This is a genomic window from Photobacterium pectinilyticum (genome assembly GCF_024357955.1).
Lineage (GTDB): Bacteria > Pseudomonadota > Gammaproteobacteria > Enterobacterales > Vibrionaceae > Photobacterium > Photobacterium pectinilyticum.
This window is the reverse complement of sequence record NZ_JANEYT010000001.1, coordinates 128,749-148,870: the sequence shown is the minus strand read 5'-3', so window position 1 is coordinate 148,870 and position 20,122 is coordinate 128,749. Positions and strand designations below refer to the sequence as shown.

The window sequence follows — 20,122 nt, the reverse complement described above, 5'->3', positions numbered from 1 at the left end:
TGGCTATTTTTTCATTGAAGACTGTGGCCAGTGTTCGGGCATTACGAACCACACTTTATCATCAGGTGCGATAGCCATAGTCGGATTGCTGACGGATGTCAGCACTGGCTCATCGGCAATTTGTCTGAAGCAAGGTGGCGCGATCCACTCCGGTTTGGCGATGGGACGCAGATCTAAGCCCGCCGCTTGCTGAGAGTAGCACCACAATCCATGCGTGGCACCTTTTGCTAATTTGATATCTGAGCCGGTATAACCCTCGAAGGCTGGGTAGAACAAGCGACCTTGCATGATCAGGCGGCGGCGCTCAATCTTTCCAAATTGCGTTTGGTACTGCTTAATGAAAGCGGGATGGTCAGAAATCATCAGTTGATGGCTGAGCATCTTATTGGCTTTTTTATCCAGGTTATCTCGGGCATTGGGGCCGGGCCAACTACCTTCATAGGCAAGGAAGAATTTAATCGCCACCTCCCAGTGCTCGACCCGCCCGCTGTGTAAATCCTTTACCAGAAAATCAATCGCGCCAAGAGTGCGCTTGTTGACCGTCAGTTGGACTTCCTCAGCAAGCAGTTCATAACGAGGGTGGTGTAGGATCAGTTGTTGCCACAACCATTGGTAGAAGTAACCCAAACGGCGCCCACCTTGATATTCAACCTCATTGGGGAGTACGGCTTGGCTAGCAAAATCGTCAAGCCATTCTTGGTCAGCAATAAAAGGGTGGGCGGCCAGGAGAGGAGAGAGCTTTAGGATGGCATTGAGGCTGTTATTAACATGCTCTCTAGCTGTTGTTTTATTGTAAAGGTTAGACATTTTGCTATAAGGCCCTTCTTTTTATAATGATAAAGACTAATAAGTCCTTGTTTTTAGGTAGTGATGCCTAATGAAATTACATATCTTATAGAGGTAAGACCAGTCTGTTGTTTTGCTTGGCCAAGGAGGCGTTATGTATACTCGCTATTCACCATTGCGTATTTTGGTTCGCCGTACATTTGTTGTCACTGTTGGTGTGGTCACTTTTCCTGTCATGATGTTCACCGCAATGGAAACACGCTCACGGCTTTATAGTTACCTGCATCGGGTATGGTTGAAAACCAGTACCAAACCCGTTTGGTTGAGCCAGACCGAGCTTGCAGCTCAGCATCTCTATTGAGTATGACTGCCATTCCTACACATCAGTAACCTCAAAAAGCTTGGTTATATAGTGACCTTACTAAATAAAGCTGCCAATCGGCAGTTTTTTTAGGTCAACAGGCACTGGGGTTTGGGTATAAAATATCGAGATTGCGGAGAAGGAAATAGACGATGAACAATATCCAATTAGAATCAGTGCTTAACGAGTTGCTGAGCCCACACCAGATCAAAGACTATTGTCCAAATGGCTTGCAGGTTGAAGGTAAGTCAGAGGTTAAGAAGATCATCACTGGGGTAACAGCCTGTCAGGCCTTGATAGACCGAGCGATCTCAGAGCAAGCTGATGCGCTATTAGTACATCATGGTTTTTTCTGGAAGGGAGAGCCCGCTGAAATTCGCGGCATGAAATATCGTCGTATCAAAGCGCTTATTGAAAATGGTATCAACCTATATGCTTACCACTTGCCTTTGGATGTACATCCGACATTAGGCAACAACGCAAAACTGGCTGAATTGCTGGATATCGAAGTGCTAGGAGGCTTGGAAGAGGGTAATCCGAATTCGGTGGCAATTTATGGTCAGTTAGCTCAGCCGCTAAGTGGTGAAGAGTTGGCTGCGAGGCTTTCCATTACCTTACATCGTGAGCCGTTGCATATTAGCGATAATGCGCCACAAGAAATAAAAACGGTGGGATGGTGTACTGGTGGTGGCCAAGACTTTATAGAATTAGCCGCAAATAAAGGGTTGGATGCATTTATTTCAGGAGAAATTTCCGAAAGAACAGTTCATATTTCCCGAGAGTTAGGCATTCATTATTTTAGTGCTGGTCATCATGCAACTGAGCGCTATGGAATTAAATCATTAGGTGATTACTTAGCGGAAAAAAATAATTTAGATGTAGAGTTTATCGATATAGATAACCCAGTTTAACACTAAATTAACCATTTTGGTGGCGCAAAAAGGCTTAATGCGAGCGCATTAAGCCTTTTAATTTGTGTTGTAAAATTTCATCTTTCGTTATTTTGGAGGTATTGTTTCTGTTAGATCTGGGTCTAACTCATACTTTGTTTCAAATTTTTGTTGGGTTTTAAGCTGGATTCGGTCTGAAACTTGATAATTGTCAAAGATTCGACCTGAATTATCGTATGGTCATGCGAAATTTAATTACAACTCACCGTTGTTTCAGGTAATTTAAATTTACTCGTTTTAATGAACTCGAATGCTTTATTCAGTAAGCGTTCAGGGATGTAATAAAAATTAATTGGCACGATGCCTTTAATAACGAGTTTTAAATTACTTTGACCTATTCAGCGAATGCTTTTTATCAGTTTGAATTTGTACTGATGTCGACTGAATGTATTTAATTGGAGATTCCCCCCATGACTAAAAAATGGTTTACCGAAACGGTTGCCAGTACTGTGTCCAATTTGGGTACGTCAACCGAGAATGGCTTATCTTCTGAAGAAGTGAAACAGCGCCAGGAGCAATTTGGCGCCAATGAACTGCAAGAGCAAGCCGGTAAGACTGTGCTTGAGCTGCTAGCCCACCAATTTATGAATCCATTGATCTTTATTCTAGGGGTCGGTGCGATTGTTTCCTTCTTTACTGGTCACTTGATTGATGCCGTAGCAATCGGTGTCATCATCGTTATCAACGTACTTATCGCTTTTTGGCAGGAATTTAAAGCCCAGAAAGGGATGGAAGCTTTGCGCGATATGGCTGCACCGATGGCGCAGGTTCGTCGTAATGGCGAATGGATGGATATCCCAGCGCGCGATATTGTCCCGGGTGATGTCCTAAAGATCAGCACAGGTGACATTCTTGCTGCTGATGTTCGTATCGTTGAATCGAATCGCTTATCAATTGATGAAGCTGCACTAACTGGTGAATCTGAGCCTGTTGATAAAACAGCTGATGCGCTGGAAGATGGCCATATTGGCCTAGGCGACCAGATTAACATGGGCTTCATGACGACTATGGTTACCTCAGGTACTGGCTTGGGTATCGTAGTGAGTACCGGCATGCAGACTGAAGTTGGTCACATCGCTGATATGATGGCAAACACTGAAGAAACCAAGACTCCGATGCAAGAGCGCATGGACACTATCGCCAAAACACTAATGGCTGTAGCGTTGGGCGTGGTTGCGGTTGTTTGTGTTATTGGCCTGTACCACGGTATGCCATGGCTTGAAATCCTAAATACAGGTATTTCACTGTCTGTTGCAGCAATCCCTGAAGGTCTGCCAACTGTTGTTACTATCGTTCTTACCATGGGGTCAACCCGTATGGTTAAGAGCAATGCACTGGCTAAGCAGCTAGCAGCAATTGAAACGCTAGGCTCTACAACGGTTATCTGTTCTGATAAGACAGGTACCCTGACTCAGAACCAAATGCAGGTGATGAAAGCCTACGATGCATCTGGCCGTAACTGGGAAGTAAGTGGTAAAGGTTTCTCCCCTCAAGGTGAATTTAAGCCGCTTTCACACAGTACTGATGTGAAAGACAGCCCTGAGATGATGCAAGGCTTGGTTGTTGCGACACTATGTAACGATGCTGAGTACCTTCAAGATGGCGACAAGTCTTCTGTACGTGGTAACCCAACCGAAGGTGCACTGATTGTTGCTGCTGCTAAAGCAGGTCTTCAGCAAGCTGAAATGCTGTCTACGGGTGGCTACTCGATTGTTGATAAGTTCCCGTTCGATTCATCTCGTAAAATGGCTTCCGTCATTGTTAAGGGTCCAGAAGGTAAGCACTTCCTTGCAATCAAAGGTGCGCCTGATGTTGTTCTACGCAACGCTTCTGGTTTCATGGTTAACGGTGAAGTGGTTGCTAACCAGCCAGCCGCTGTTGAAGGTAACCTAGCCGTTGCAGCAAACCCAGCAGAAGAGCTAGTCGCTAGCTATGAAGCTGCGATTCAGGATTTTGCACACCAGGCACTTCGTACACTAGCGGTAGGTATCCGTGAGCTGTCTGAAGCTGACCTAAAGCGTGATCCTGCAGAGCTTGAGAAAGATGTAACGATTCTTGGCCTATACGGCATCATGGATCCACCACGCCCTGAAGTACGTGCCGCGGTTGATAGCTGTTACGACGCTGGTGTGCGTACGGTAATGATCACTGGTGACCATGCGCTTACAGCTGCTGCAATTGCCCGTGAAATCGGTATTATCCGCAGCGAAGAAGACTTGGTTGTGACGGGTAGCCAGCTAGATGACATGGACGATGAAGAATTACGTCGTATCTGTCCGAACGTTGCCGTATTTGCCCGTGTAACACCAGAGCACAAACTGCGTATCGTTCAGGCTCAACAGCACAACAACGAAGTTGCTGCGATGACAGGTGACGGTGTGAACGATGCACCAGCCCTTCGTCGTGCTGACATTGGTGTTGCTATGGGTATTACTGGTACATCGGTTGCTAAAGACTCAGGTGACCTGATCTTGCTGGACGATAACTTCAGCACCATTGTTAAGGCTGTACGTCAAGGTCGTCAGATTTTCGATAACCTACGCAAGTTTATCCGTCAGGCACTGACTGCGAACGTGGGTGAAGTATCGGTAATCCTGTTTGCCTTCCTGTTCATGGGTCCAGAAGTGGCACTGCCACTAACGCCATTGATGATCCTATGGATCAACCTGGTTTCTGATGGTCTACCAGCACTAGCACTAGGTGTTGATCCAGAAGAAAAAGATCTGATGGAGCGTAAACCTCGTAAGCGTAACGAAAGCTTCTTTAGCGATCACCTAGGTACGCGTATCGTGATTCGCGGTCTTACCCAGGGTGGCATGAGCTTCTTGGCATTCAACTGGGCAATGAACGCTGGCCTAAGTGCTAACTACGCACAGACAATGGCCTTTGCAATGCTAGTGTTCTGTCAGCTATGGCACATCTTTGATTCACGTTCGTTTACTACGCTATTCCGCAAGAACCCATTCACCAACAAATCTTTGTTGGGTGCGGTAGCGGTCTCTGCAACGTTGTCTCTAGGTGTGATTTATACAGGCGTTGGTCAGTTCATCTTCAGCACTGAAGGTCTAACGGCTAGTCACCTAATCACTGTGTTCCTAGCTGCATCTCTTCCAACGCTAGTACTATCTGGCTTGAAAGAAGTGACTAAGATCAAGTTTGTTTAATCGCAAATAGCTAAATATAAAAAGGGCCTTCGGGCCCTTTTGTATTTCTGGCTATAGCAGGAACGGCTATTGGCTAGTGGAAGAACAAACAGTAAAAGTAATAGTTTGACATGTGGAGGATTTATCAATAATTGTGATCGCCCATCGCCCATCGCCCATCGCCCATCGCCCATCGCCCATCGCCCATCGCCCATCGCCCATCGCCCGATAACAAAAAAGGGCCCGAAGGCCCTTTCACTTAGTGAAGACTATCTATCATTCACGTTCATGCAGCGGACTGAATTCACGCTGGTTGTAACCGGTGTACAGCTGACGAGGACGGCCAATGCGGTTGCCAGGATCGTTATGCATTTCATTCCAATGGGCAATCCAACCAATCGTTCGTGACATAGCGAAGATAACCGTAAACATTGAAACTGGGATACCGATCGCTTTCAGGATAATACCGGAGTAGAAATCGACGTTCGGGTACAGTTTTTTCTCTACGAAGTACTCATCGGATAGGGCAATACGCTCAAGCTCCATCGCGACATCCAATAGAGGATCCTGAATATTCAGCTCCTGAAGAACATCGTGGCAGGCGTCACGCATCACTGTTGCACGTGGATCGTAGTTCTTGTAAACACGGTGACCGAAGCCCATAAGACGGAATGGGTCATCTTTGTCTTTCGCGCGTTCAATAAACTCAGGGATCTTGTCAACACTGCCGATTTCTTCCAGCATCTTCAGACAAGCTTCGTTGGCTCCGCCGTGCGCAGGACCCCATAGTGAAGCGATACCTGCGGCAATACAGGCAAATGGGTTAGCGCCTGAAGAGCCTGCTAGTCGAACGGTTGAGGTTGATGCATTTTGCTCGTGATCGGCATGTAGGGTAAAGATTTTATCCATTGCACGCGCGACAACAGGGCTAACTTCATACTCTTCGCACGGTGTAGCAAACATCATATGCAGGAAGTTCTCTGCATAATCCAAATCATTACGTGGGAAGATGAAAGGTTGACCGTTTGAATACTTGTAACACATTGCTGCCAATGTCGGCATTTTCGACAATAGGCGGAATGCAGTGATTTCACGGTGGGTATCGTTATTGATATCCAGTGAATCGTGGTAGAACGCAGCCAATGCACCCACTACGCCACACATTACAGCCATCGGGTGCGCATCACGGCGGAAGCCATGGAAGAAGCTTGAGATTTGCTCATGCACCATGGTGTGACGAGTAACAGTGGTACGGAATGTTTCGTACTGCTCGCGGGTCGGAACTTCACCGTAAAGAAGGATGTAACAAACTTCCAGGTAGTCGGCGTTATTGGCTAATTGGTCAATCGGATATCCGCGGTGAAGCAGAATACCTTTATCACCATCAATGTAAGTAATTTGAGATTCACATGATGCAGTGGCTAGAAAACCAGGGTCGAATGTAAAATAACCGTTAGCTCCAAGCTTACGTACATCAATTACTTCAGGCCCTTCAGTGCCCCCGATAATCGGCAGTTCGACGGGTGCTTTCCCTTCAATGTGAAGAGTAGCTTTCTTGTCTGCCATAACAATCTCCTTTGTTTTTATAATCCTAATCCAAGGCGGATGTACGTTTGTTGTACCGTTCAGCGGCCCAAATGTCAATTTTTGTGCCCGCTTGTGTGCACTTGTTAATAACTTTGGATAAAAAGATGCAAATTTCTAAAACCGTGTTAGAGGTCATGTAACAGTGTTTGTATTTGATTGTTGCGGGGCGTATACTCGCGGCAGGTCTCTGGTTCTGCCGCCGCCAGACACAATTGCCAAAGTTGTCAATAATTAGAGTAAGTTAGGTAAGGCACTGTTTTACATTTGCATGTAAAACATAATTGCAACCTAGGGTTACAGTTGTGTTAATGCACTTGTTCGGCGTCAGTGGAAGCAGGGAGTGATAACAATAACATTGCTTCAATGGAGCTGAGTGGGCAATCACCGTGAAAGTAAATAAGCCAAGACCTGTCAACCTCGACCTACAGACGATTCGCTTTCCCCTAACTGCGATAGCGTCTATCTTGCATCGCGTCTCCGGCGTGATCACCTTCGTTGCCGTGGCTATCCTGCTATGGCTGTTAAGCCTTTCCCTTTCATCCCCTGACGGATTCGCGAGCGCTGCTGGTATCGTAGACAGCTTTTTCGTGAAACTGGTGCTGTGGGGCATTCTGACAGCGCTGTTCTATCACATCGTGGTGGGTATCCGTCATTTGATGATGGACATGGGGTATTTTGAAGAAATGGAAACCGGGATCAAAAGTGCCAAAGTGAGTTTTGTCATCGTCGGTGTTCTGTCTTTGTTTGCAGGAGGCCTGGTATGGTAAGCAACGTCTCAACAATCGGCCGCAATGGAATTCATGATTTTATTCTGATCCGTGCTACCGCCATCATTCTTACGCTGTACACCCTTTATATGGTGGGCTTCTTCGCCTTTGGCCCAGAACTGACCTTTGCAACCTGGACGGCCTTTTTTGGCAAGCTAAGTACTAAGGTTTTCACCATGTTGGCTTTGTTGTCGATCTTAATTCATGCCTGGATCGGCCTCTGGCAAATACTAACGGACTACATTAAGCCTGCCGCGCTTCGAGCGGGTATTCAATTTGGTGTCGTCGCTGTTCTTTTTGTTTACCTGTTTTCAGGTTTCTTTATTGTGTGGGGTGCGTAAGTGAGCATTGCAGTACGAGAGTTTGATGCCGTAGTAATCGGTGCTGGTGGTGCAGGAATGCGTGCCGCACTACAAATTTCTGAGCAGGGCCTAAAGTGTGCGTTGCTTTCCAAAGTATTTCCAACCCGTTCTCATACCGTATCGGCACAAGGGGGCATCACAGTCGCCCTTGGTAATGCACATGAAGATCACTGGGAACAGCATATGTACGATACCGTTAAAGGGTCGGACTATATCGGTGACCAAGATGCAATCGAGTACATGTGTAAGAACGGGCCAAAATCTGTTATTGAACTAGAAAAAATGGGTCTACCGTTTTCTCGCTTTGATAATGGCACTATTTATCAGCGTCCATTTGGCGGCCAGTCGAAGAACTTTGGTGGTGAGCAAGCGGCACGAACGGCAGCGGCAGCAGACCGTACTGGCCATGCATTGCTCCATACCCTGTACCAGCAGAATATTAAACATAAAACAACAATTTTCTCTGAATGGTATGCACTTGATCTGGTCAAGAACGAAGACGGCGCTATTTTAGGCTGTACTGCGCTTTGTATGGAAACGGGTGAAGTGTGTTACTTCAAATCGAAGGCCACCATTCTTGCTACCGGCGGTGCCGGTCGTATTTACGCCTCAACAACCAACGCACACATCAATACCGGTGATGGCGTGGGGATGGCAATTCGTGCTGGCGTACCGATGCAGGACATTGAAATGTGGCAGTTCCACCCGACGGGAATTGCGGGGGCTGGTGTACTTGTGACAGAAGGCTGCCGAGGTGAAGGTGGCTACTTGCTCAACAAAGACGGCGAACGCTTTATGGAGCGTTATGCACCAAATGCGAAGGATTTGGCTGGCCGTGATGTGGTTGCTCGCTCAATGATGGTTGAGATCCGTGAAGGTCGCGGCTGTGATGGCCCTTGGGGGCCACATATCAAGCTGAAGCTTGATCACTTAGGCAAAGAGGTGCTGGAGTCTCGCCTACCGGGTGTGTGTGAACTGTCGCGTACTTTTGCTCATGTCGATCCTGTTAAAGAGCCTATTCCTGTTATTCCTACTTGTCACTATATGATGGGTGGCGTCCCAACCCAAGTGTCTGGTCAAGCGATCAAACAAGATGAACGTGGCACTGATGTTGAGATTCAGGGCCTATTTGCGTGTGGTGAAATTGCCTCTGTATCGGTGCATGGTGCGAACCGTCTTGGCGGTAACTCCTTGCTTGACTTAGTGGTCTTTGGCCGTGCAACAGGGCTTCATCTTGGTGAAACACTGCAGAAGCAAGCGGAAGCGAAACCTGCCACTGAAGCGGATATCGAGGCGTCTCTTGAGCGTTATAACCGCTGGGAAAACAGTACGGGTGGTGAAGATCCGACGCAAATCCGTAAAGATCTTCAGCAGTGCATGCAGAACAACTTCTCGGTATTCCGTGAAGGAGATGCAATGGCGAAAGGCTTGGAAGAGCTGAAAGTGATTCGTGAGCGCCTGAAAAATGCGCATTTGTCGGATAAATCGACCGAGTTCAACACCCAGCGTGTTGAGTGTCTAGAGCTTGAAAACCTGATGGAAACGGCATACGCAACGGCAGTCGCGGCGAATTACCGTACCGAAAGCCGAGGAGCCCATGCCCGTTTCGACTTCCCTGAGCGTGATGATGAACAATGGCTGTGCCACTCTATCTACAACCCAGAGACAGAGCAGATGACTAAGCGTGATGTCAATATGGCACCGGTTCATCGTGAGGCATTTCCGCCGAAAGCGCGTACATACTAAGGGGAGGATAGAATTATGAAACTGAATTTCTCGATTTACCGCTATAACCCTGATGTAGACAATGCGCCGCACATGAAGGGCTATACCCTTGAGGTGCCAGAAGGCTCTGACATGATGGTGCTTGATGCGCTGATTTTGCTCAAAGAGCAAGATCCGACCCTGTCATTCCGTCGTTCGTGCCGCGAAGGGGTATGTGGTTCCGACGGCATCAATATGAATGGTAAAAATGGCTTGGCTTGTATCACACCGCTGTCAGTGTTGACCGACAAGAGCACGATAGTGATTCGCCCGTTGCCTGGCCTGCCCGTTATCCGTGACTTGATCATTGATATGGAACAGTTCTACACCAACTACGCCAAAGTGAAGCCATTTCTGATCGATGACGGTGCCCAGCCGCCGGCGCGTGAAAACCTGCAGATGCCGGAAGAGCGTGCTCACCTTGATGGACTTTACGAGTGCATTATGTGTGCATGTTGTTCGACGTCGTGCCCATCATTTTGGTGGAATCCGGATAAATTCATCGGACCAGCTGGTCTGCTGGCTGCCTATCGCTGGCTAATTGATAGTCGTGATACTGCAACTGATGAACGTTTATCCGATCTGGACGACGCTTTTAGCGTTTTTCGTTGCCATGGCATCATGAACTGTGTAAATGTTTGTCCTAAAGGGTTAAATCCGACGAAAGCGATTGGACACATCAAGACGATGTTGTTAAAACGCGCGGTATAAATATAAGTATTATCGATATGCTGGCTTTATGATTCGCTCTCTGGAGCCAGCTTCAATTCCGGTCTGATAACCGGGAAAATGGCGATAACTAGTGGTTAAGGGAAAACAATGCAAAACGGCGTTATGAAGGCTTGGCTTGAGTCTTCACACCTGGCTGGCGCCAATGCAACTTATGTAGAGGAACTCTACGAGTTGTATCTTAGCGACCCAGAATTAGTAGATGAGAAATGGCGTCACGTTTTCAGTGAGCTGCCTGTCGTGAATGAGACGGTTGTTGAACAGCCTCACTCGCGGGTTCGTGACTACTTCCGGCGTCTAGCGAAGGAAACAACCCATCTAAGTGCTACCGTCAGCGATCCAGATGTTGATGCTAAGCAGGTTAAGGTATTGCAGTTGATTAACGCATACCGTTTCCGCGGGCACCAGCATGCAAACTTAGATCCGTTGGGGCTATGGCAGCAGGAGCGAGTATCCGATCTCGATCCTGAGTACCATAACCTGACCGTCGACGACTTCAACGAGACATTCAATGTCGGTTCTTTTGCCATTGGGCAGGAGACCATGAAGCTGTCAGAACTTTATGACGCACTGAAAAAAACCTACTGTGGTTCAATCGGTGCTGAATACATGCACATTACCAATACTGATGAAAAACGCTGGCTTCAGCAGCGTCTTGAGTCGGTGGTGGGCCGTGGCGCATTCTCCGAGGAGGAAAGACTGACTTTCTTGGATGAGCTAACGGCTGCTGAAGGGCTTGAGCGTTATTTAGGCGCTAAATTCCCTGGCGCAAAACGATTTTCACTCGAGGGTGGTGACGCCCTGATCCCTATGGTTAAAGAGCTGATCCGCTATGCTGGTACCAATGGTGCCCGTGAGGTAGTGGTCGGCATGGCTCACCGTGGTCGACTGAACATGCTAGTTAACGTTCTGGGTAAAAAGCCACAGGACTTGTTCGACGAGTTTGCCGGTAAGCATGATGACACGTGGGGTACCGGTGATGTGAAGTATCACCAAGGTTTCTCGGCTGACTTTGCAACACCAGGCGGTGACGTCCATCTCGTATTGGCATTCAACCCGTCTCACCTGGAAATTGTAAACCCGGTGGTTGTCGGCTCGGTACGAGCAAGACAAGACCGCTTGGGTGATAAAGACGGCTCACAAGTACTTCCGATCACTATCCATGGTGATTCGGCGATTGCGGGGCAAGGGGTGGTTGCTGAAACATTCAATATGTCACAGTCGCGCGGCTACCGTGTCGGCGGTACTGTTCGTATTGTGGTGAATAACCAGATTGGCTTTACTACGTCTAACCCACGCGATATGCGCTCAACCCAGTACTGTACCGATATCGCCAAGATGGTGCAGGCGCCGATTTTTCATGTGAATGCCGATGATCCTGAAGCCGTAGCATTTGTTACCCGTATCGCCCTTGATTTCCGTAACACCTTCAAGCGCGATGTAGTGATTGATTTGGTTTGTTACCGTCGCCATGGTCACAATGAAGCGGACGAGCCCAATGCGACTCAGCCGTTGATGTACCAAAAAATCAAGAAGCACCCAACGCCGCGTAAGATCTATGCTGATGCCTTGACCGATGAAGGGGCTGTATCTCTGGAAACGGCAACCTCGTTGATTAATGAATACCGTGATGCCCTTGATCGTGGTGAGTGTGTGGTCAAAGAATGGCGTCCGATGAAGCTCCATTCTGTTGACTGGGAACCGTATATCGGTCATGACTGGACAGTCGATTGGCCGAGCAAGGTTGATCCAATACGCTTGAACGAATTGGCCCAGCGAGTGTGTCAGTTCCCAGAAAGTCACAAGCTTCAGAGTCGAGTGCAGAAACTCTACAACGATCGCTTGTCGATGGCTGCCGGAGAGAAGGCTGTAGACTGGGGGATGGCTGAAACCTTAGCGTATGCCACCTTGGTCGATGAAGGTCACCGTATCCGGATCACTGGTCAGGATTCAGGCCGTGGTACGTTCTTCCACCGTCACTCGGTGCTTCATAATCAAGGCGACGCCAGTACGTATATCCCGCTTGCCAATATCCATGACAAACAGGGCCCATTCCAAGTCTTCGACTCGGTATTGTCAGAAGAGGCGGTGCTGGCCTTTGAATATGGTTATGCAACGGCAGAGCCAAGTGGCCTGACGCTTTGGGAAGCCCAGTTTGGTGATTTCGCCAATGGTGCCCAGGTAGTGATTGATCAGTTCATTAGCTCCGGTGAGCAGAAATGGGGCCGTATGTGTGGCTTGACCATGCTGCTGCCTCACGGCTATGAAGGTCAAGGTCCAGAACACTCATCGGCGCGTCTTGAGCGCTACTTGCAGCTGTGTGCCGAGCAGAATATGCAGGTGGTGATCCCATCTACGCCTGCTCAGGTATATCATATGCTGCGCCGCCAGGTCGTTCGTCCTATGCGTCGTCCACTGGTGGTGATGTCACCGAAATCGCTATTGCGCCACCCGTTATGTACGTCCACTTTGGATGATTTGGCTAACGGGTCTTTCCAACCAGCGATTGGTGAAGTGGACGATCTTGATCCGAAACAGGTCAAACGCGTGGTGTTCTGTTCGGGCAAGGTGTATTTCGACCTGCTGGAGCAGCGTCGTAAGAACGAGCAAACTGACGTTGCCATCGTTCGTATTGAGCAGATTTACCCATTCCCGAAAGAAGACGTTGAAGCTGCCCTGTCAGACTATCAGCATGTGACTGATTTTATTTGGTGTCAGGAAGAGCCTCAGAACCAAGGTGCATGGTACTCCAGCCAGCACAACTTCCGTTCTGCGCTTCCGGCCGGTGCTCAGCTAGAGTATGCAGGCCGCCCAGCCTCGGCATCACCGGCTGTAGGCTACATGTCGGTTCACCTGAAACAGCAAAAAGCGTTGATTGAAGACGCATTGACAATAAATTAGTAAGAACTGGAACAAAAAGGACAAAACCGATATGACGATCGAAATTCTGGTTCCCGATTTACCTGAATCAGTTGCAGATGCAACAGTAGCTACTTGGCACAAGCAGCCAGGCGATACTGTAAGCCGTGATGAAGTTCTGGTTGATATCGAAACAGACAAAGTGGTGTTGGAAGTACCGGCACCGGAAGACGGTATTCTTGAAGCAATTCTCGAAGGTGAAGGTACCACAGTACTGACCAAGCAGCTGATCGGTAAGATCAAGGCGGGTGCAGTTGCTGGCGAACCGACTCAGGACGTCCCTGCTGAAGCAGAGTCATCGCCTAACAAGCGCAATACTGCAGCGCTGGGGGATGAGACCAATGAAGCGTTAAGCCCTGCTGTGCGTCGCCTGCTGGCTGAGCACAGCATTAACGCCGGTGATGTAAAAGGTACCGGTGTCGGTGGCCGCATTACACGCGATGATGTTGAAGCCTATGTGAAAGAGGGCAAGTCAGCGCCTGCGCCAGTAGCACCTGCTGTGGAAGCCAAGATTGAAGCGCCGCTTGCTCACCGTAGCGAGAAGCGCGTACCGATGACTCGCCTACGTAAGCGTGTGGCAGAGCGTTTGCTTGAAGCGAAGAATAGCACGGCGATGCTGACGACCTTCAATGAAGTCAACATGAAGCCAATCATGGATCTGCGCAAGCAGTACAAAGACATCTTTGAAGAGCGCCACGGTATTCGCCTGGGCTTTATGTCTTTCTATGTGAAAGCTGTTGTTGAAGCGCTGAAGCGTTTTCCTGAGGTCAATGCCTCGATTGATGGTGACGATATCGTTTATCACAACTTCTTTGACGTCAGCATTGCGGTATCAACGCCACGTGGCTTGGTGACGCCGGTTCTACGTGACTGTGACAAGCTGAGCTTGGCGGAAATTGAAAAAGGTATCCGTGAGTTGGCAATCAAGGGACGCGATGGCAAACTGACCGTTGATGAGTTAATCGGCGGTAACTTCACCATTACCAATGGCGGTGTATTTGGCTCATTGATGTCGACGCCAATTATCAACCCGCCTCAGTCTGCAATTTTGGGTATGCACAAGATTGCTGACCGTCCAATGGCTGTTGATGGCAAGGTTGAAATCTTACCGATGATGTACCTAGCCCTGTCTTATGATCACCGTTTGGTTGATGGTCGTGAGTCAGTAGGTTACTTGGTTACCATCAAAGAACTACTTGAAGATCCTACACGTCTGCTTTTAGACGTGTAACCTTGCAGGCAGGCCGGTGTGGCTCGACAGTTGGCCTGCCATTCTTGCAGTTACAATCGAAGAAATACCGAAGAGTATTTCACATGGATATAACAATCCCTCAAGGGATAAGAAAACGGATAGAACATCATGAATTTGCATGAATATCAGGCGAAACAGCTGTTCGCCGAGTACGGTCTGCCAGTTCCAGAAGGTTATGCTTGCGATACGCCACAAGAAGCTGCAGAAGCAGCAGGTAAAATCAGTAGCGATAAATGGGTCGTGAAATGCCAGGTTCATGCTGGCGGCCGTGGAAAAGCGGGTGGTGTGGAGCTTCATGACACCAAAGAAGGAATCAAGGGTTTTGCCCAGAAGTGGTTGGGTAAGAACCTGGTAACATACCAGACAGATGCAAATGGCCAGCCAGTGACCAAGATCCTGGTTGAAGAAGCTTCGAATATTGCCAATGAATTGTACTTAGGTGCAGTTGTCGATCGTGGTACACGTCGTATCGTGTTCATGGCGTCGACAGAAGGCGGTGTGGAAATTGAAAAAGTGGCTGAGGAAACCCCTGAGCTAATCCACAAAGCGGCGATTGATCCGCTCGTTGGCCCGCAGCCTTATCAAGGCCGTGAGCTGGCATTCAAATTGGGCCTGAAAGGCGACCAGATCAAGCAATTTACTAAGATCTTCCTAGGCCTGGGTAACATGTTTGCTGATTATGACCTTGCTCTACTGGAGATCAACCCATTGGTGATCACCGGTGATGACAACCTGCTTTGTCTTGACGGCAAGATCAACATTGACTCCAATGCGCTATATCGCCAGCCTAAGCTTCGCGAAATGCACGATCCTTCGCAGGAAGATGAGCGTGAAGCACATGCAGCACAGTGGGAGCTAAACTACGTTGCACTTGATGGCAATATTGGCTGTATGGTCAATGGTGCTGGCTTGGCAATGGGGACTATGGATATTGTAAACCTGCACGGTGGTCAGCCAGCGAACTTCCTTGATGTCGGCGGTGGTGCGACCAAAGAGCGTGTTACTGAAGCATTCAAGATCATCTTGTCTGATACCAATGTAAAAGCGGTATTGGTTAACATTTTTGGCGGTATCGTTCGCTGTGATCTGATCGCTGAAGGGATCATTGGTGCGGTCGAAGAAGTCGGTGTCGAAGTGCCGGTTGTCGTCCGTCTTGAAGGTAACAATGCGGTGCTAGGGGCTGAAACCTTAGCGAAGAGTGGTTTGAATATCATTGCTGCGACTTCCCTAACTGAAGCAGCGGAAAAAGTTGTTGCTGCAGCGGAGGGTAAATAATGTCTGTACTAATTAATAAAGACACCAAAGTGATATGTCAGGGTTTTACTGGCGGTCAGGGGACATTCCACTCAGAGCAAGCCATTGAGTACGGAACGCAGTTGGTCGGTGGGGTATCACCGGGTAAAGGTGGCACCAAGCACCTCGGCTTGCCGGTATTTAATACTGTTCGTGAAGCCGTTGAAGCCACAGGCGCAACGGCAACGGTTATCTATGTACCAGCGCCGTTCTGTAAAGATGCGATCCTTGAAGCGATTGACGCAGGTATCGAGCTGATTGTGACGATTACAGAAGGCATTCCAACGCTGGATATGTTGGATGTTAAAGTTCGTCTTGATGAAGCTGGCGTACGTATGATCGGTCCTAACTGTCCGGGTGTGATCACACCGGATGAGTGTAAGATCGGTATCATGCCGGGCCATATCCACAAAGCGGGTAAAGTCGGTATTGTATCTCGTTCGGGTACATTGACCTATGAAGCGGTCAAGCAAACCACAGACGAAGGCTTCGGCCAGTCGACCTGTGTCGGTATCGGTGGTGACCCAATTCCAGGTTCGAACTTCATTGATGTGCTTGAGCTATTTGAGAAAGATCCGGCAACCGAAGCAATTGTTATGATCGGTGAGATCGGTGGTACCGCAGAAGAAGAAGCGGCTGCCTATATCAAAGAACACGTCAGCAAGCCGGTCGTTTCTTACATTGCAGGTGTTACTGCGCCTCCGGGTAAGCGCATGGGCCACGCTGGTGCGATTATTTCTGGTGGTAAGGGTACCGCAGAAGATAAATTCCAGGCATTGGAAGCGGCAGGTGTGAAAACTGTGAAGAGCCTTGCCGATATCGGTAAAGCATTGCGTGAAGTGACTGGTTGGTAAATTCCCAAATACTCGCATATATCAAACCCGCCAATGGCGGGTTTTTTATTGGCTACACATGGTCGTAGGTAGCTAGATGGGTATACGTATATGCTTAGGAGAGGTAAGTGATCCGGAGGGCTGACAGTGAGAAAGGTGGCCTTACTGCTGATATTCGCGTTAAGTCCGGCGTTTAGCGTGGCGAAAGAAGACAAGGAAGGTTACGAGACCTGCATTCTCGAACATGTATCATTGGCCGAAAATGGTACATCAGCCAACTTGATGACCAACGCCTGTCATCGGCTCTATATCGATAACTTCATGTTGTCGGACAAAGATGAGGCGTATTTCCAATGCCTGCTTGACTACCTACCAGAAACCAAGCACCTACGAACAGCCATGCAAGTAAAGAGCGCGTGCAATAGTCGTCATCGCAGTTTGTTTAACTGACAAGGTGAGGCTTAATACCAACCTACATAAATATTTGATCAGTCTTGCAGGTTAAAATCGCTGTTCTCTGCGTTAGATATTTTGTAATTAGAGCCACTAGTTACTGCAATCTCTGCCTTGATAACAACGATTTTTCCAGTGCAAATACTTGATCAACGACTTATCCAGATTGGTATAATTTGATTACAGTTTGTTGGTTTGAAATGTTGGCATAGCTGTGGGGAAGAGAAGGGCAGCAGCCCGGGATGGACTGCTGTGTTTACCTTTTTTATAGAAATTAGGCTTCGGCTCGCTTGAATTGGCTGAGCAGGAACAAAGCAGCGGCAGCTACTACCACAGACGGACCTGCCGGAGTGTCATAGTGCCAAGACATGGCTAGACCACACATAACGGCAATAATACCCAATCCTGATGCCAGCGCGGCCATCATTTCCGGGCTGCGTGAGAATTTGCGTGCAGTGGCGGCAGGGATGATCAGCAAGGAGGTAATGATCAGCGCGCCAACAAATTTCATCGCAACGGCAATTACCATACCCACCATAATCATCAGCAGCAGGCGCATTAGATCGACATTTACCCCTTCGACCAGTGCCAACTCTTCATTGATGGTCATTGATAGTAATGGTCGCCATAAGGTGATCAGCATCGTCATCACAATCGCACCGCCACCATATATCCACAGTAGATCAGAAGGTGTGACCGCGAGCAAATCACCAAATAGGTATGACATCAGGTCGATACGGACATGATCAAGGAAGCTGACAGCCACCAAGCCAAGCGACAGGGCACTGTGCGCGAGTATGCCGAGTAGGGTGTCGGTCGCCACATATTTTTGTTTTTGTAGGCCGACAAGAATAACAGCTAATGCCAGGCAGCAAATGAGCAATGCAAGGTTTAGGTTGATATTGAACAAGAACCCAAGCGCAATACCCAGTAGTGAGGCATGAGATAGGGTGTCACCAAAATACGCCATTTTACGCCAAACGACGAAGGAGCCCAGTGGGCCGGCAAGCACGGCGATGCCAATGCCCGCAATCAGTGCGGGCAGCAATAAATCAAGCATTGTTTATCTCTTGTTGTTCTGAATGCTGGTGTTCATGCTGGCAGGGACCGACTGGGTTGCCAGATAAATCATGCTCATGGTTATGGTGGTGTTGATATAGCGCCAGTTGTTCACATTGGTGGCGGCCAAACAGTGCAACATACGATGGATGACTGGTGATCGCCTCTGGTTCGCCAGAGCAGCAAATATGATGGTGCAGGCAAATAACATGATCAGTTTTTGCCATTACCAGGTGCAAGTCGTGAGAGACCATCAAAATGGCGCAGTTAAGCTTATCACGCAGGGTTTGGATCAGGCTGTACAGCTCTAGCTGACCATTGACATCAACCCCTTGCACTGGCTCATCAAGCACCAGCAAGTCTGGTTTTTGCAGTAGCGCCCTAGCGAGCAATACGCGTTGCATCTCACCTCCGGATAGCGAGTGCATATTGCTATGGTGCAGGTGCTTACCGCTGACAAGTTCGAGTGCCTCGATACGCTGTGCATCTTTGTAACGACCGGCTAAGCGCATGAAGCGGTCAACGCTAAGCGGAAGTGTGTTGTTGAGTGCCAATTTTTGCGGCACATAGCCAATCCGAAGTCCTTTCTGGCGAATAATGTTTCCTACTGTTGGTTTGGTCAAACCCGTGATGACTTTGACAAGTGTCGACTTGCCGGCACCATTAGGGCCAATCAGGGTAGTGATCTGGCCCCGCTCTAATTTCAGGGAAACCTGATCCAGCACATGCCTTTCCGAGTATGTGACTGTGACCGACTGTAATTCAACTAAGGAGGTCATATATTTCTTTGCTTAGATATTTGCCAAAGTGAGATGTTATAATATAACATCTTCGGCAAATGTTGTAATCAAGAATTATTCAGGGAAACTTATATGCGCCGTTTACTCCTTACATGTAGCACCCTTGGCTTGTTGTGTTCACCTTCACTTTACGCTCAAGACCTCAAAGTGGTTTCGACCATGAAGCCAATCACCATGATTGTCCAGGAGTTGACCCAAGGCGTAACGTCGACAGAGACACTGCTGCCAGCAGGTGCATCACCACATGATTATGCGCTGCGTCCTTCGGATGCGAGAAAGCTCAATGATGCAGACTTGGTTATTTGGGTTGGCCCTGAACTGGAGAGGTTCCTGACCAAGATTCTTGAGGACAAGGAAAACGTCCTGACGTTGACGGAGCAGGACAGCATTCACTTCCGCCATTATGGTGAAGCTCACGACGAACATGCAGGTCATGATCACGATGATCACGGGCATGATGACCACGCAGGTCATGATCACGACGATCACGATCACCATGGCCACAGCCACGATGGTATTGACCCTCACCTTTGGTTAGGCCCAGAGCAGGCAGTCCAAGCCGCGCAAGTGATCACTGACAAGTTGGTAGCACTTGACCCAGCCCATAAAGATAAGTTTGAAGCAAACCTTGTTAATTTTATTGATGAAGTGAAAACGGCAATGGTGGCTATCGAGCAGACGTTAACCCCTGTCGTTGATCGCGGCTATTTTGTCTTCCATGATGGTTATGGTTATTTTGAAGAGCAATTTGGTCTTAACAACCTTGGTCACTTTACGGTTGAACCGGACCGTCGACCAGGTGCTAAAACTTTGATTTCAATTCGTAATTCATTGAAAGATCAGCACGCGCACTGTGTTTTCAGTGAGCCTCAGTTCTCACCTGCTGTGGTTGACAGTGTTGTAAGGGGGACGGGAGTCAATATTGGAACGCTGGATCCAATGGGTACCGATATTGCCTATGGTGATGGTAGCTATGTGGAATTCCTCCAGACATTGGGCAACAGTTTTAGCCAGTGCCTGAAATCAGAATAGTTTTTCTCCCTGTGGTTTGATGCATGAGAAAG

The 20,122-nt window shown here is 48.3% G+C and carries 17 protein-coding genes; 13 read left to right on the top strand and 4 right to left on the bottom strand.

Annotated elements, in window-relative coordinates; translation table 11 throughout:
• Nucleotides 1–3: 3 nt before the first annotated feature.
• The gene (locus tag NHN17_RS00665) at nucleotides 4–807 is read right to left on the bottom strand and encodes a DUF1853 family protein (RefSeq protein ID WP_255040168.1); all 804 of its coding nucleotides are present in this window, start codon (nucleotides 805–807) and stop codon (nucleotides 4–6) included.
• Nucleotides 808–940: 133 nt separating this feature from the next.
• Between NHN17_RS00665 and NHN17_RS00660 the strand changes: the two genes are divergently transcribed.
• From NHN17_RS00660 to NHN17_RS00650, 3 genes are all read left to right on the top strand, one after another.
• Nucleotides 941–1,147, top strand: a complete 207-nt coding sequence (locus tag NHN17_RS00660) for a DUF2517 family protein (protein ID WP_255040167.1) — start codon at nucleotides 941–943, stop codon at nucleotides 1,145–1,147.
• Nucleotides 1,148–1,299: 152 nt separating this feature from the next.
• On the top strand, nucleotides 1,300–2,058 hold the full coding sequence (locus tag NHN17_RS00655; RefSeq protein ID WP_255040166.1) for a Nif3-like dinuclear metal center hexameric protein: 759 nt from the start codon (nucleotides 1,300–1,302) through the stop codon (nucleotides 2,056–2,058).
• Nucleotides 2,059–2,507: 449 nt separating this feature from the next.
• Nucleotides 2,508–5,261 carry a cation-translocating P-type ATPase gene (locus tag NHN17_RS00650; RefSeq protein ID WP_255040165.1) on the top strand — a complete coding sequence of 918 codons (2,754 nt, stop codon included), beginning with the start codon at nucleotides 2,508–2,510 and terminating at the stop codon, nucleotides 5,259–5,261.
• Between the two features lie 255 nt (nucleotides 5,262–5,516).
• On the opposite strand, the gene NHN17_RS00645 is transcribed toward NHN17_RS00650, so the two are convergent.
• Nucleotides 5,517–6,806: a citrate synthase gene (locus tag NHN17_RS00645; protein ID WP_255040164.1), complete on the bottom strand. Its 1,290-nt coding sequence runs from the start codon at nucleotides 6,804–6,806 to the stop codon at nucleotides 5,517–5,519.
• Between the two features lie 407 nt (nucleotides 6,807–7,213).
• Here NHN17_RS00645 and sdhC point away from each other — a divergent pair, with 407 nt between their 5' ends.
• The 9 genes from sdhC to NHN17_RS00600 all read left to right on the top strand — a co-directional run bounded on the left by sdhC (nucleotide 7,214) and on the right by NHN17_RS00600 (nucleotide 17,196).
• Nucleotides 7,214–7,594: a succinate dehydrogenase cytochrome b556 subunit gene (gene sdhC / locus NHN17_RS00640; RefSeq protein ID WP_255040163.1), complete on the top strand. Its 381-nt coding sequence runs from the start codon at nucleotides 7,214–7,216 to the stop codon at nucleotides 7,592–7,594.
• On the top strand, nucleotides 7,588–7,935 hold the full coding sequence (gene sdhD, locus NHN17_RS00635; RefSeq protein WP_255040161.1) for a succinate dehydrogenase, hydrophobic membrane anchor protein: 348 nt from the start codon (nucleotides 7,588–7,590) through the stop codon (nucleotides 7,933–7,935). Before sdhC ends, sdhD begins: the two co-directional genes overlap by 7 nt.
• Complete coding sequence (gene sdhA, locus NHN17_RS00630; RefSeq protein WP_255040160.1) at nucleotides 7,936–9,702, top strand: succinate dehydrogenase flavoprotein subunit; 1,767 nt, start codon at nucleotides 7,936–7,938, stop codon at nucleotides 9,700–9,702. It abuts the gene before it with no gap.
• A 15-nt stretch (nucleotides 9,703–9,717) separates the two neighbouring features.
• Nucleotides 9,718–10,431 (top strand): succinate dehydrogenase iron-sulfur subunit, encoded by a 714-nt coding sequence (locus NHN17_RS00625; protein ID WP_255040159.1) that lies wholly within the window; start codon nucleotides 9,718–9,720, stop codon nucleotides 10,429–10,431.
• 108 nt (nucleotides 10,432–10,539) lie between these two features.
• Nucleotides 10,540–13,350: a 2-oxoglutarate dehydrogenase E1 component gene (gene sucA / locus NHN17_RS00620; RefSeq protein ID WP_255040158.1), complete on the top strand. Its 2,811-nt coding sequence runs from the start codon at nucleotides 10,540–10,542 to the stop codon at nucleotides 13,348–13,350.
• A 31-nt stretch (nucleotides 13,351–13,381) separates the two neighbouring features.
• Nucleotides 13,382–14,599 carry a 2-oxoglutarate dehydrogenase complex dihydrolipoyllysine-residue succinyltransferase gene (gene odhB, locus NHN17_RS00615; RefSeq protein ID WP_255040157.1) on the top strand — a complete coding sequence of 406 codons (1,218 nt, stop codon included), beginning with the start codon at nucleotides 13,382–13,384 and terminating at the stop codon, nucleotides 14,597–14,599.
• 129 nt (nucleotides 14,600–14,728) lie between these two features.
• Nucleotides 14,729–15,895, top strand: a complete 1,167-nt coding sequence (sucC, locus tag NHN17_RS00610) for an ADP-forming succinate--CoA ligase subunit beta (RefSeq protein WP_255040156.1) — start codon at nucleotides 14,729–14,731, stop codon at nucleotides 15,893–15,895.
• Nucleotides 15,895–16,767, top strand: coding sequence for a succinate--CoA ligase subunit alpha (gene sucD / locus NHN17_RS00605; RefSeq protein ID WP_255040155.1), 873 nt, complete (start codon nucleotides 15,895–15,897; stop codon nucleotides 16,765–16,767). The genes sucC and sucD overlap by 1 nt, the downstream gene beginning before the upstream one ends.
• Nucleotides 16,768–16,893: 126 nt before the next feature.
• A complete protein-coding gene (locus tag NHN17_RS00600; RefSeq protein WP_255040154.1) occupies nucleotides 16,894–17,196 on the top strand; it encodes a VF_A0006 family four-cysteine protein in 303 nt (100 codons plus the stop codon).
• Nucleotides 17,197–17,473: 277 nt separating this feature from the next.
• On the opposite strand, the gene znuB is transcribed toward NHN17_RS00600, so the two are convergent.
• Both znuB and znuC read right to left on the bottom strand, forming a co-directional pair.
• Complete coding sequence (gene znuB / locus NHN17_RS00595) at nucleotides 17,474–18,259, bottom strand: zinc ABC transporter permease subunit ZnuB (RefSeq protein WP_255040153.1); 786 nt, start codon at nucleotides 18,257–18,259, stop codon at nucleotides 17,474–17,476.
• Nucleotides 18,252–19,037, bottom strand: a complete 786-nt coding sequence (znuC, locus tag NHN17_RS00590) for a zinc ABC transporter ATP-binding protein ZnuC (protein WP_255040151.1) — start codon at nucleotides 19,035–19,037, stop codon at nucleotides 18,252–18,254. The genes znuB and znuC overlap by 8 nt, the downstream gene beginning before the upstream one ends.
• Nucleotides 19,038–19,130: 93 nt before the next feature.
• On the opposite strand from znuC, the gene znuA reads away from it, so the two are divergent.
• Complete coding sequence (znuA, locus tag NHN17_RS00585; RefSeq protein WP_255040150.1) at nucleotides 19,131–20,090, top strand: zinc ABC transporter substrate-binding protein ZnuA; 960 nt, start codon at nucleotides 19,131–19,133, stop codon at nucleotides 20,088–20,090.
• Nucleotides 20,091–20,122 lie beyond the last annotated feature (32 nt).

Excerpts from the sequence above, each read along its gene's own strand:
- NHN17_RS00665 (WP_255040168.1), bottom strand. The coding sequence starts at position 807 with ATGTCTAACCTTTACAATAAAACAACAGCTAGAGAGCATGTTAATAAC.
- NHN17_RS00660 (WP_255040167.1), top strand. The coding sequence starts at position 941 with ATGTATACTCGCTATTCACCATTGCGTATTTTGGTTCGCCGTACATTT.
- NHN17_RS00655 (WP_255040166.1), top strand. The coding sequence starts at position 1,300 with ATGAACAATATCCAATTAGAATCAGTGCTTAACGAGTTGCTGAGCCCA.
- NHN17_RS00650 (WP_255040165.1), top strand. The coding sequence starts at position 2,508 with ATGACTAAAAAATGGTTTACCGAAACGGTTGCCAGTACTGTGTCCAAT.
- NHN17_RS00645 (WP_255040164.1), bottom strand. The coding sequence starts at position 6,806 with ATGGCAGACAAGAAAGCTACTCTTCACATTGAAGGGAAAGCACCCGTC.
- sdhD (WP_255040161.1), top strand. The coding sequence starts at position 7,588 with ATGGTAAGCAACGTCTCAACAATCGGCCGCAATGGAATTCATGATTTT.
- NHN17_RS00625 (WP_255040159.1), top strand. The coding sequence starts at position 9,718 with ATGAAACTGAATTTCTCGATTTACCGCTATAACCCTGATGTAGACAAT.
- sucA (WP_255040158.1), top strand. The coding sequence starts at position 10,540 with ATGCAAAACGGCGTTATGAAGGCTTGGCTTGAGTCTTCACACCTGGCT.
- odhB (WP_255040157.1), top strand. The coding sequence starts at position 13,382 with ATGACGATCGAAATTCTGGTTCCCGATTTACCTGAATCAGTTGCAGAT.
- sucC (WP_255040156.1), top strand. The coding sequence starts at position 14,729 with ATGAATTTGCATGAATATCAGGCGAAACAGCTGTTCGCCGAGTACGGT.
- sucD (WP_255040155.1), top strand. The coding sequence starts at position 15,895 with ATGTCTGTACTAATTAATAAAGACACCAAAGTGATATGTCAGGGTTTT.
- znuB (WP_255040153.1), bottom strand. The coding sequence starts at position 18,259 with ATGCTTGATTTATTGCTGCCCGCACTGATTGCGGGCATTGGCATCGCC.
- znuC (WP_255040151.1), bottom strand. The coding sequence starts at position 19,037 with ATGACCTCCTTAGTTGAATTACAGTCGGTCACAGTCACATACTCGGAA.
- znuA (WP_255040150.1), top strand. The coding sequence starts at position 19,131 with ATGCGCCGTTTACTCCTTACATGTAGCACCCTTGGCTTGTTGTGTTCA.